13 protein-coding genes are annotated in these 11887 nt (G+C 47.5%); 11 read left to right on the top strand and 2 right to left on the bottom strand.

The features are described from left to right. Nucleotides 1–5: 5 nt before the first annotated feature. Entirely contained in the window at nucleotides 6–125 is a 120-nt protein-coding gene (locus tag FWJ59_RS05095) for a helix-turn-helix domain-containing protein (RefSeq protein WP_414480904.1), read from the top strand. A 24-nt stretch (nucleotides 126–149) separates the two neighbouring features. Here FWJ59_RS05095 and FWJ59_RS05090 read toward each other — a convergent pair whose 3' ends face one another. Together FWJ59_RS05090 and FWJ59_RS05085 are read right to left on the bottom strand one after the other, a co-directional pair. After that, nucleotides 150–698 carry a phosphoribosyltransferase family protein gene (locus FWJ59_RS05090; RefSeq protein WP_414480903.1) on the bottom strand — a complete coding sequence of 183 codons (549 nt, stop codon included), beginning with the start codon at nucleotides 696–698 and terminating at the stop codon, nucleotides 150–152. A 31-nt stretch (nucleotides 699–729) separates the two neighbouring features. Next, on the bottom strand, nucleotides 730–1797 hold the full coding sequence (locus tag FWJ59_RS05085) for an NCS2 family permease (protein WP_414480902.1): 1068 nt from the start codon (nucleotides 1795–1797) through the stop codon (nucleotides 730–732). 537 nt (nucleotides 1798–2334) lie between these two features. Here FWJ59_RS05085 and FWJ59_RS05080 point away from each other — a divergent pair. From FWJ59_RS05080 to lysS, 10 genes are all read left to right on the top strand, one after another. Further along, the gene (locus FWJ59_RS05080) at nucleotides 2335–2874 is read left to right on the top strand and encodes a cupin domain-containing protein (protein ID WP_414480901.1); all 540 of its coding nucleotides are present in this window, start codon (nucleotides 2335–2337) and stop codon (nucleotides 2872–2874) included. Between the two features lie 30 nt (nucleotides 2875–2904). Further along, complete coding sequence (gene potA, locus FWJ59_RS05075; RefSeq protein ID WP_414480900.1) at nucleotides 2905–3954, top strand: spermidine/putrescine ABC transporter ATP-binding protein; 1050 nt, start codon at nucleotides 2905–2907, stop codon at nucleotides 3952–3954. After that, nucleotides 3951–4775 carry an ABC transporter permease gene (locus tag FWJ59_RS05070; RefSeq protein WP_414480899.1) on the top strand — a complete coding sequence of 275 codons (825 nt, stop codon included), beginning with the start codon at nucleotides 3951–3953 and terminating at the stop codon, nucleotides 4773–4775. Before potA ends, FWJ59_RS05070 begins: the two co-directional genes overlap by 4 nt. Beyond that, nucleotides 4769–5575 (top strand): ABC transporter permease, encoded by an 807-nt coding sequence (locus FWJ59_RS05065; protein WP_414480898.1) that lies wholly within the window; start codon nucleotides 4769–4771, stop codon nucleotides 5573–5575. The genes FWJ59_RS05070 and FWJ59_RS05065 overlap by 7 nt, the downstream gene beginning before the upstream one ends. After that, nucleotides 5572–6621, top strand: a complete 1050-nt coding sequence (locus FWJ59_RS05060) for an ABC transporter substrate-binding protein (RefSeq protein ID WP_414480897.1) — start codon at nucleotides 5572–5574, stop codon at nucleotides 6619–6621. The genes FWJ59_RS05065 and FWJ59_RS05060 overlap by 4 nt, the downstream gene beginning before the upstream one ends. A gap of 111 nt (nucleotides 6622–6732) precedes the next feature. Further along, complete coding sequence (dusB, locus tag FWJ59_RS05055; RefSeq protein ID WP_414480896.1) at nucleotides 6733–7707, top strand: tRNA dihydrouridine synthase DusB; 975 nt, start codon at nucleotides 6733–6735, stop codon at nucleotides 7705–7707. 110 nt (nucleotides 7708–7817) lie between these two features. Then, nucleotides 7818–8723 (top strand): quinate 5-dehydrogenase, encoded by a 906-nt coding sequence (locus FWJ59_RS05050; protein ID WP_414480895.1) that lies wholly within the window; start codon nucleotides 7818–7820, stop codon nucleotides 8721–8723. A 14-nt stretch (nucleotides 8724–8737) separates the two neighbouring features. Continuing rightward, on the top strand, nucleotides 8738–9715 hold the full coding sequence (locus FWJ59_RS05045) for a hypothetical protein (RefSeq protein ID WP_414480894.1): 978 nt from the start codon (nucleotides 8738–8740) through the stop codon (nucleotides 9713–9715). 216 nt (nucleotides 9716–9931) lie between these two features. After that, nucleotides 9932–10414: a transcription elongation factor GreA gene (greA, locus tag FWJ59_RS05040; RefSeq protein WP_414480893.1), complete on the top strand. Its 483-nt coding sequence runs from the start codon at nucleotides 9932–9934 to the stop codon at nucleotides 10412–10414. 16 nt (nucleotides 10415–10430) lie between these two features. Continuing rightward, nucleotides 10431–11887: lysine--tRNA ligase (lysS, locus tag FWJ59_RS05035; protein ID WP_414480892.1), on the top strand; the 1457-nt coding region annotated here is incomplete at its 3' end.

Below are 11887 nucleotides of genomic sequence, written 5' to 3'. Positions count from 1 at the left end.
CCGGCATGTCTCCCGAGACGCTCAGCAGAAAGCTGTCATACTTCCAGAAGATGGGCTGGATAAAGCTGGAGGGGCGAAGAAAAATCGTCATACTGGACAAACAAAGTCTGGCATCCCTCATATAGGGATGCCATTTTGATGCCTAAATTTCACTTTAGTGGAAACAAAGGCAACTCTTCTAAAAATATTATATCATCCCGCTGGGCAGCGTCTCCCTCGGCCAGGATGGCCGCTTTTGCAACAACTATTCCTCCGGCTTTGGTGACCAGCCGTTCGACGGTCTGTACCGACTCTCCTGTGCTTATTACGTCGTCAATTATGGCCACGCGCCTGCCCTTTACCAGGGAGGCATCGTTGTGGTCCAGACACAGGATTTGCTTTTTCTGTGTGGTTATCGATACCACTTCATCCACAATGGGTGATTCCATATAAGGTTTAACGCTCTTTCTGGCCACGATATAGCGTTTCATTCCAAGCAACCGGGACATTTCAAACACAAGGGGTATCCCTTTGGCTTCTGCCGTAACCAGTATATCAACTGGCGGAAGCTTTTTGACCAGCTGGGCCGCAGCGGCGCACACCAGCTCTGTATCGCCCAGTATCACAAAACTGGCTATGGCCAGGTCATCGCTGATCTTCACAATTGGCAGTTCCCTTGTGATGCCAGCCACTTGAAGCGTGTAAGTTTTTTGTGCCATAAGAAAACCTCCTCACCCATTCTAGTTGTATTTACAGCCCTATTATGGACCCAAGCAGCTTGAGTACAAGGCCTGCAAGCATCCCTAGGAAGGGATCGGTGATGGCGGTAACCGTCATGGTTACTCCTCCCACGATGGGCCCGCCGGGTATCTCGCCACCCGCCAAAGCATTTGCAGCGTTTGTAGGTACGGTGACTATTGCGCCTAGCACAAACAGGAATCCTGCAATGGACTCGCTGGGGATGAATCTCCCTATCTTGGGTAACAGTCCCGCCAGTAGTATAACGGCCATTAAAGCCATCATGAGTACCCCCGACCAAACGGGATGAGGGGCACTGCCAGTTGCAGATATGATCGACTCCACAGGGCCACCTCCGAATATGGAGGAAACCATATCGGCCAGGCTGCTTATGACAGACAGGTGATCGACGTTTACATCGGTTTTGGCAATTTGTCCAGTTATCTTCCCGAAGGCTATGTTGGCACCGATGTTGAGGCATACCATGGCCATAGCACCGCGTACCACAGTTGGATTGATTTTAAATTTCTGCAGCACAAATCCTTCTTTTTCAATTACCTGAATATCCGACTTTTTCTTAAGCATAAGCGAGATTGCGCTGGACACCACTACTGAAACCGTGATAGTGTATACCAGGTTTTTGGTGAAAATGTAAGTGATAAAACCGACTATCATTGAGCTGAATCCAACGATATGGTTTTTCCTGGCCATATCTATGGATACCTTTGCCAGCATGATGCCCACGCCGGCCATCATGCCGCTGGTAATAACAGGGCCCACAAAATCCACGATCCTTTCTAAAAGCCCAAACAGGCCTATTAACGTCATGATGCAGCCGCCCAAAAAAGTCATGGATAAGCGTTCACACCTGTCCTGCCCCATGGTTCCAGCTACTGTTATGGTTTCGGCTTGGAATGATATGGGAGCGACAGATCCCACCAGCGCGTTGCCGACAGCGCCAACTATGAAAGCCAGGGCAGTTGGTATCGATGCAAAACCATAGGATAATGCCAATAGACCTTGAGGCAAACCGTTTAATATTACGCTCAAAGCTGCTAGTATGTCTTGTAAAATTTCCATAGCTTCTAACTCCTCCCTTGTTGTTTTTGTATTTTTCCATATCCTTTTGCCTCTTGAATTGTGCTAAACAATTGTTTTGGTATGTATAAGAAAATATACCATATTTTCAAACGAAAAGCAATATTTTTTATAAAAAGTACGGAACATATCCGTATAATATTCCATAATGGCGATAAATGTTCGGGATTTGTAAGCCGCGAGTTTGAGTACAATGATGAGGCCATTGGCCTGCTCTCTAATTTGCAAAGCCGCGGTGAAAATTCTGATAAATTAAATAAACTTTTAACTGGAGAGAGATAATTAATCTTGAAGGTACATGATGAGCAAATGATGTTTGCTTTAATGCTGATTTGAAGGCTGTGGCTGGGCGTTAAAATAAATAGAACAAATTTCCATATATGTCAATATTATTTATGAAAAATAGTATTGACATATTTTTTTTTCTGTGTTAAAGTGTGTGCTGGGTTTAAAATGACTAAACAAAAAGTTTAGTTTGCAAAAACTTTTTATACTCAATTTTGGGAGAAGAAAATGACTATGAAAATAGGGGAGAAGATCAGACAACTGCGGCTTAAGGCGGGTTTGACGCAAGAAGAACTGGCGGACAGGTGCGAGCTGACCAAGGGCTTTATCTCTCAGGTGGAGAGGGAACTGACATCGCCCTCCATTGCAACTTTGATAGACATACTGGAATGCCTCGGCACAAATCTTAAGGACTTCTTCAGCGATGCCGTGCCCGAGAAGGTGGTGTTCAAAAAGGACGATGTCTTCATAAAGCAGGACGAGGAGCTCAAGCACTCCATAAAATGGCTGGTGCCCAACGCCCAGAAGAACGCCATGGAACCCATACTCATGGAGATAGAACCCGGGGGAAGTTCCAGTGAAGATAACCCACATGATGGGGAGGAATTTGGCTATGTGATATCGGGCAGCATAAATCTTTATCTGGGAAACCATAAATATAGGGTGAAAAAAGGAGAGAGTTTTTATTTCAAAGCCAACCAGGTTCATAGGATAGAAAACGCTGGGAAGGCGAAGGCAGTTGTGCTGTGGATATCATCGCCACCCAGCTTTTAATATTATGAAGGTTTGAGGGGGGAGGTATATATGACAGAAGAGCCTATCATAAGGCTAGTGAATGTTTCTAAAAATTATGATGGAACAGAGGCGCTAAAGAACATCAACTTGTATATACGCAAAAACGAGTTTCTCACTTTGCTTGGGCCTAGCGGATGCGGTAAGACTACAACCCTTCGCATCATTGCGGGCTTCGAGAAGCCCGATTCAGGTGCAGTGTTTTTTGAGGGTAAGGACATAACCGACCTACCTCCCTATAAGAGAAAGGTAAACACTGTGTTTCAAAGATACGCCCTGTTTCCGCATATGAATGTGGCTGAGAACATAGCCTTCGGGCTTAAGATAAAGAAGCTGGATAATAAGACCATAGAGAGAAAGGTAGCCGAGGTGTTGGAGCTGGTAAATCTCAAAGGGTTTGAGAAGAGGAGGGTAGACTCATTAAGCGGAGGGCAACAGCAGAGGGTGGCGATAGCCAGGGCATTGGTCAATGAGCCGGAAGTGCTTCTGCTGGACGAGCCCCTGGGAGCTCTGGATTTGAAGCTCAGGAAAGACATGCAGATTGAGCTTAAGAGGATTCAAAAGATGCTGGGCATCACCTTCGTGTACGTGACCCACGACCAGGAAGAAGCCCTGACCATGTCGGATACCATCGTGGTCATGAAGGATGGTACCATACAGCAGATCGGTACGCCCGAGATGATATACAACGAGCCAAAAAATGCGTTTGTGGCTGATTTCATCGGCGAGAGCAACATCATCCCGGGCAGGATGCTCAGGGATAACCTGGTGTATTTTGCTGGCCGTGAGTTTGAGTGCGTTGACTCAGGCTTTGAGCTCAACGAGGAAGTGGATGTGGTCATAAGGCCAGAGGATATAAAGCTGGTGCCCATAGGAGAGGGTATGCTGCAGGGAGAGGTGGAATCGGTTACCTTCAAAGGGGTGCATTACGAGATGATAGTGCGCAGCGAAGGGATAGAGTGGATGATACACAGCACCCTTATGAAGCCTGTGGGAAGCAGGATAGGCTTGCGCATACTTCCCCAGGACATCCACATAATGAAGAAGGTGGCCGTAAAATGAGAAGGACGTATTACGCGTACCCCTACCTGGTTTGGATGGCTATCTTCATAGTGGTGCCGCTATTTCTGTTGCTGTTTTATACCTTTACCGTTACTACCGAGGAGGGTATAAGGTTTACCCTTCAACACATAAATCGCATATGGGAACCCATATACCTCACAGTGCTGCTGCGCTCAATACTGCTTGCTCTCATATGCACCGTTATATGCCTTTTGATAGGCTACCCCGTAGCTCTGATCCTCTCAGGGAAGGAATACAGTCAGAATAAGATTTTGGCTTTGCTGTTTGTGATCCCCATGTGGATAAACTTTCTGGTGAGGACCTATGCCTGGATGAACCTGCTGGGGAAAAATGGCGTGATCGATATGGTGATGAATTTTTTGCACCTCCCCTCTTTGCAACTTTTGTATACCGATTATGCGGTGGTGCTGGGGATGGTGTACAACTTTTTGCCCTTTATGGTACTCCCCATATATTCGGTTTTGACCAAGATGGACAAGAGCATCATTGAAGCGGCGCAGGACCTGGGAGCAGACTATATTACCGTGCTTAAAAGGATCATTGTCCCTTTAAGCATGCCTGGGGTCATGTCGGGCATCACCATGGTTTTCATGCCGGCGGTAACCACATTTATAATCTCAAGGCTGTTAGGCGGCGGACAGTATATCCTCATAGGCAATCTCATTGAGCAGCAGTTTATCGTGGTAGGCGATTGGCACTTTGGTTCGGCTATATCCTTTGTGCTGACGATTATAATACTGATAACCATGGGCATCATGCGCAAATACGATAAGGACTATGAGGGGGGTGCAATATGGTAGGGCGTGTCATCAAGAGGATATACCTTTACCTGATTTTTCTCTTCCTGTATGCACCGATAGTCCTGCTGGTGGTATATTCCTTTAATGAGTCCAGGTCCATGGGGCGATGGAGAGGCTTTACATTGAAGTGGTACGCCGAGCTGTTTAAGGATACCGAAGTATTGCGCGCCCTATATAACACCCTGGCCGTAGCAGTTCTGTCTGCCGTTATAGCTACCGTTATTGGCACAGCGGCGGCCATCGGCATACACGAGATGGGCAGGATTAAAAAGGCAATAGTGATGAATTTGACGTATCTGCCTGTTATAAACCCGGATATCGTGACAGGCGTGTCGCTCATGCTGCTTTTTGTGTTTACCAAGTCCTTTACCGGAATGGGGCTGGGCTTTTTCACTATGCTGCTTGCCCATATCACCTTTAATATACCCTATGTGATACTCTCTGTGATGCCCAAGCTCAAGCAGCTTGATAGGCACATATATGAGGCAGCCCTTGACCTGGGTGCAACCCCTTTTTATGCCTTGAGGAAGATTATAATTCCGCAGATAATGCCGGGAATAGTGACGGGATTGTTGCTGGCCTTTACTCTATCCATCGACGACTTTGTCATCAGCTTCTTTACCACCGGGTCGGGGGTATCCAACATAGCCATATACGTTTATTCCATGGCAAGGAGGGGCATTAACCCAAAGATAAACGCCTTGTCCACCATCATGTTTGTCACAGTGCTGGCGTTGTTGCTCATAGTCAACAAAAGGGTGAGCAAAGATAATCCAAAGCCAAAGGAGGATATGCGATGAAAAAGGCATTTAAAATTTTCGGGTTGGTTATTATGGCAGTAATTGTAGTAAGCGTTTTTGCCGGGTGCGGCAGCGCTCCAAAGGCCCAGCTTAAAGTGTACAACTGGGGAGATTATATCGGCGAAGGCGTCATTGAAGAATTTGAAAAAAGGTACAACATAGACGTGATATACGAGACCTTTGCCACCAACGAGGAGATGTACGTAAAGATAAAGGGCGGTGGAGCCGACTACGACGTGGCCATTCCGTCGGACTATATGATCGAACGCATGATAAAGGAAGATATGCTTGAGAAGATAGATTTCAGTAACGTTCCTAACTATAAATATATAGATGAGAGATTCAAGAATCTTCCCTATGACCCCAACAACGAGTATTCCGTTCCCTACATGTGGGGTACTGTTGGCATCTTGTACAACAAGAAGATGGTAGATGAGCCCGTTGACAGCTGGAAGATACTATGGAACGAAAAGTACAAGAAGCAGATCTTAATGCTGGACAGCAGTAGGGACTCCATAGGGGTAGCCCTCAAGATGCTGGGATACTCTTTAAATACCAGGAATATGGATGAACTGGAGCAGGCAAAGGAAGCGCTTATCAGGCAAAAACCCCTGGTGTTGTCCTATGTGGGTGACGAGGTTAAAGATATGATGATATCGGGTCAGGCCGCTCTTGCAGTTGTATGGTCAGGCGATGCCGTCTATACCAAGAGGGAAAATCCCGATTTGGACTTCGTAATACCAAAGGAAGGCAGCAATATGTGGGTCGATGCCATGGTAATTCTAAAGGGCACTAAGAATAAGAAGGCAGCAGAGCAGTTCATCAATTTCATGTGTGAGCCCGAGATTGCCTTTAGAAATACCGACTATATAGGGTATTCCACCCCTCATACCGAGGCTAAGAAGATGTTGGATCCCGAGGTTCTCAACGATAGGGCTGCCTATCCAACCGAGGAGGATTTGAAAAACTGCGAGGTATTTGAAGCGCTGTCGGACGTCATAAAGGAGTATGATAGGGTGTGGACAGAGGTAAAAGCAGCCAGATAAAGGGATATTGTAGATGGTTGACGATAGCTGCGGGAAGAGCCCGCGGCTGTTTTTGTTTAATCCTGGAGGCTCAGAAAGCATTAATAAACGGCATGCGGGAGGGATAGAGCGATGAAGATAGGGTCCTTGTTTATTCCTACCAACGTATTTTTAGCGCCCATGGCTGGAATTACCGATATGCCCTTTCGCCTGCTGTGCAAGCAGCAGGGCTGTGGCATGGTGTATACCGAAATGGTGAGCGCCAAGGGCCTCTACTACGGCGATGAAAAGACCTGGAAGCTTACACAGGTTCACCCTGACGAGCACCCCGTGGGAGTGCAGATCTTTGGCTCTGACCCAGATATAATGGCCGAGATAGCCGCGAAGCTGTCCCAGGCGGGTATAGATTTGATAGATATAAATATGGGATGCCCTATGCCCAAGATAGTGAAAAACGGAGACGGAAGCGCGCTCATGCGCCAGCCGGAAAAGGTCTATAGAATTGTAAAGGCGGTGGTAGGGGCTTCTTGCAAGCCTGTCACCGTCAAGATAAGGAAGGGTTGGGATGATAATAGCGTCAACGCCGTCGAAATAGCTAAAGCAATTGAAGAGGCGGGGGGAGCTGCTGTAACGGTGCATGGTCGTACCAGGGAGCAGCTTTACTCCGGTGCTGCCGATTGGGGCATCATCGGTGAGGTAAAGCGAGCTGTATCCATACCCGTCATAGGTAACGGTGACATATTTGCACCCCAAGATGCAAAGCGCATGCTGGATGAGACGGGATGCGATGCCGTAATGGTGGGGCGAGGAGCCCAAGGCAATCCATGGATTTTCAAGAGGATAATCCATTATTTGCAGACGGGGGAACTGCTACCTCCTCCTACGCCGCGGGAGAAGATAGAAATGGCCTTGCATCACTTGGACATGATGATACAATACAAGGGAGAGGAAGTGGGAGTCCGGGAGATGAGGAAGCATATAAGTTGGTACATTAAAGGGCTGCCCAATGCAAACAGGGTTAAAAACGTGGTCAACACTTTGAAGGAAGCAGATCAGATCCATAAGCTGCTAAAGGAGTATCTGCTTGAACTTGAAGGAACTGTGTAAAAGCGGTTTTAAACGAAAGTTTTTGTTAGCATATTTGATGGGCCCCACAATGGGTATAATCGTAATTAGCGAGGAATGAGTTGAATAAAAATGATTTATAGGAGGATGGCATGAAGAGGATTGTTAGCGTAAGCATAGGGGCCTCTTCAAGGAACCACAGCGTTACCGCCAACATCTGCGGGCAGGACTTTCTCATAGAGAGGATAGGGACCGATGGGGACTTGAAAAAGGCCGTCCGAATCATTGAAGAGCTGGATGGGAAAGTCGATGTGTTTGGCATGGGAGGAATCGACCTGTATCTGTACGGCCGTAATGGGCGAAGATATGTCATAAGGGCGGCCTTACCCCTTGCCAGGGCAGCACGAAAAACGCCCATCGTCGATGGTTCGGGGCTTAAAAATACGCTGGAGAGGGATGTGGTGAATTTCCTGCACAGGGATTGTGGGTTGGAGTTGAAGGGCAAAAAGGTATTGCTGGTGTCGGGCATGGACAGATTCGGCATGGCAGAAGGGTTTACCCGCATGGGCTGTGACATGATATTCGGGGACGTGATGTTTGCCTTAGGTTTACCCATACCGATACGCAGTTTAAAAAATCTACATCGCCTGGCAAGCGCCTTGATACCCATCGTTTGCCAGTTGCCCTTTCACTGGCTGTATCCAACGGGGCATGAGCAGGAGAAGGTTTTGCCTAGGTATAACAAGTATTACCAAGATGCTGATATCATTGCGGGGGATTTTTTATATATAAAGCGCCACCTTCCGGAACGCTTGGAGGGGAAAGTAATTGTGACCAATACCGTTACCCCAAGCGATGTGCACATGCTTCAGCAGAGGGGCGTGAAGCTGCTGGTTACCTCAACCCCCGAATTTAACGGGCGCTCTTTTGGCACCAATGTGATTGAGGCCCTGATTGTTAGCCTTTCGGGCAAAAGACCCGAGGATATCACCGCCGATATGTATGCCAAGCTGATACGGGAGTTTGACATTACCCACAGGGTCGAATATTTGAATTGAATGGGGAGCGAAAGGTGAGAAAGTTTGCCGTTATGACCTTTCGGCAGGCCGATGGTCTGTCGAGAGCTGATGCGGGACTTGTGGGCAGGTTAATGAATATTTTAAAGGGCGGGAGGTTTAACAAGACCCTTCAGCCAATTGGTACCGTCTCTTTCAAAGAGGATGGCCAGCAAGTGGGGTACATACTCCAATTGCCCGATTTTATGATCAACTGGGATGAATTTTCGTCCGGCAGGCGCCGCAGGAGGCTTCTTAAGTATTTAAGGCTGTTGGAGAAGTTGGACATTGAAGTGATATGCATCCCATATTGCTGTGATGATTTGCCTGAGGAAGCCATGAAGGCTCTGAGCGAGGGTTTTGTTGTGGATTCGGCTTATCGGATGCGCATCCTGGCACTTATGGACTCCATAAAACATCTGCTGAGGATTCTAAAGGAGCGGGTTGTTGGCATGGAGGTGGGGATTTGGGGTGCCGATGGCTGGGGTGGCAGGCTGCTTGCGAAAGGGCTGGCGCCTTCCATAAACCAGATGGTGCTGGGGGGTACGGATGAGAAAGAGCTCTATGGGCTGGCCGATGAGATCCTGCAGGAGACCGGCCTGGCGTGTCCGGTTACTACCGATGCCGCCCAATGCCTTAAGGGTAAGCAGCTTGTGGTTATAGCCGATGAGTGCGACTTGGGTTTGGTAAGCGGCGCTGCCATTGTGGTATACGCGGGGGCAATGGATTTAAAGCATATGAGAGCCCTGAAAAGCCATGGAGGGCCTTTATGGATATTGTCGGGTTGGGCGACTTTGCCCGATGGAGTGGTGGCCGATGTGGAGCTGTTGCCATGGGAGACCCTGGGAGTGTTGCAGGCCTTATCCCTTAGGGAAGGGGAAATGGATGGGGTCGGCCATGCTCTGAATACCGTAAAGATGCGCGGGTTTATATTGCCAGAAGGTGCAATGACCTATGATACCTTCCGCATTCGCTATTTGAGGAAAAGAGACTGATTTTATTTTCTTGACAAACCACCTTTGCTTTTTTATAATTTTAGATAATTCCACTACAAATTTAGAAAGATTTTCAAGCACTGGCACAAATGGTATTTATGTCAGTGCTTATTGTATTGCTTATGGGTATAAGGTTTTTTGGAATTAAAAGTATGCTTTAAACGCATATTATCATTAATATAACCATGAAAATTTACATGAAGGGGAGAATCGATTATGGCAGAGGATTACAAAGAAACCATATTAACACAGGAAGGCGTTGCCAAATTGGAGGAAGAGTTAAAGTATTTGAAGACTGTCAAGCGAAAAGAGGTGGCAGAGCGCATCAAACAGGCCATAGCTTTCGGGGATTTGAGCGAAAATTCGGAGTATGACGAAGCAAAAAATGAGCAGGCCTTTGTTGAAGGCCGCATCGTCACTTTAGAGAACTTGCTTAGAAACGCCAAAGTGATCGATGATGAGGATATCTCTACCGATGTGGTAAGCATTGGCGTTACGGTAAAGCTACTGGATGTTGAAACCAATGACGTAGTGGAGTATACTATTGTGGGGTCTACCGAAGCCGATCCGAGCGTGAACAAGATATCCAATAAATCCCCGGTGGGCAAAGCCCTGCTGGGCAAACCGGTGGGGGCAACGGTGGATGTGCACGTGCCAGATGGAGTTATAAAATTTAAAATACTGGAAATTCACAAGTGAAGGTGTGAAACGCGGGATGGATGAAACGAGGATGGAAGTACAGTTGGAGGAACAAAATTTAAACGATATACTGCTGGTCAGGAGAGAGAAGCTGAACAAGCTCCGCAAGGAGGGCAGAGATCCTTTTGAGATCACCAGGTTTGGCGTCACCCATTATTCGCAGCAAATAAAGGACCATTTTGATACCATGGAAGGTCAAGAGGTAACGGTAGCCGGTAGGATCATGTCGAAAAGGATGATGGGCAAGGCAAGCTTTGCCCATATTCAGGATAGTGCGGGACAGATACAGATATTCGTTCGCATAAACGATGTGGGCGAGGAGCAGTATGAGGACTTCAAGTCCTTTGACTTGGGCGATATCATAGGGGTGACGGGAGAGGTATTTAAGACAAAGACGGGAGAGATTTCGGTCAGAGCTAAAGACATGGTATTGCTCGCCAAGTCGCTTTACCCTCTCCCTGAAAAATGGCATGGGCTTAAGGACCCTGACCTTCGTTACAGGCATAGGTATGTGGATTTGATCGTAAATCCGGAGGTACGCCGTACCTTTGAAACGCGTTCCAAGGTCATACGGTGCATTAGAAACTATCTCGATAGCAGAGGATATTTGGAGGTGGAAACGCCTATCCTCCATACCACTGCAGGTGGCGCTGCAGCCCGGCCTTTTATTACTCATCATAATACTCTCGATATTGATATGTATCTCCGCATCGCCACCGAGCTCCACTTAAAGCGGCTTATCGTCGGCGGTTTTGACAAGGTTTATGAGCTGGGGCGCGTGTTCCGCAATGAAGGGATGTCCATCAAGCACAATCCTGAGTTTACTTCCATAGAGATATACAGGGCCTATGCCGATTATATGGACATGATGGAGCTTACAGAGGATATGATAGTTACCGTTGCGAAAGAGGTGTTGGGTACCACCAAGCTAACCTACCAGGGCCAGGAGATCGATCTCACGCCTCCATGGCAGCGCATGACCATGATCGAAGCTGTCAAGAAATATGCAGGGGTGGATTTTTCGCAGATCAATACCGACGAAGAGGCCAGAGAGGTGGCAAAGCAAGCAGGTCTGGAGCTTAATAAGGGCAATACCTGGGGCTACATACTCAATGCCTTCTTTGAGGAGAAGGTGGAACAACATCTGATACAGCCCACATTTATACTGGACTACCCCATTGAGATTTCGCCGCTGGCGAAGAAAAAGAAGGATGATCCGAGGTTGACCTATCGCTTCGAACTATATATAGTGGCAAGGGAAATCGCTAACGCTTTTTCGGAGCTAAATGATCCCATTGATCAGAGAGAGCGTTTCATGGAGCAGGCCAGGCAGCGTGCTGCAGGGGATGAGGAAGCCCATATGATGGATGAGGACTTCGTACATGCTCTGGAGATAGGTATGCCGCCTACCGGTGGCGTGGGCATAGGCATCGACAGGCTGGTGATGCTGTTTACCGATTCCTATTCCATAAG

The sequence above is a fragment of the Caldicoprobacter sp. genome, from assembly GCF_047459465.1.
Taxonomy (GTDB): Bacteria; Bacillota; Clostridia; order Caldicoprobacterales; family Caldicoprobacteraceae; genus Caldicoprobacter.
The sequence above is the reverse complement of the archived record's forward strand: the minus strand, read 5'-3'. Positions and strand labels throughout refer to the sequence as shown.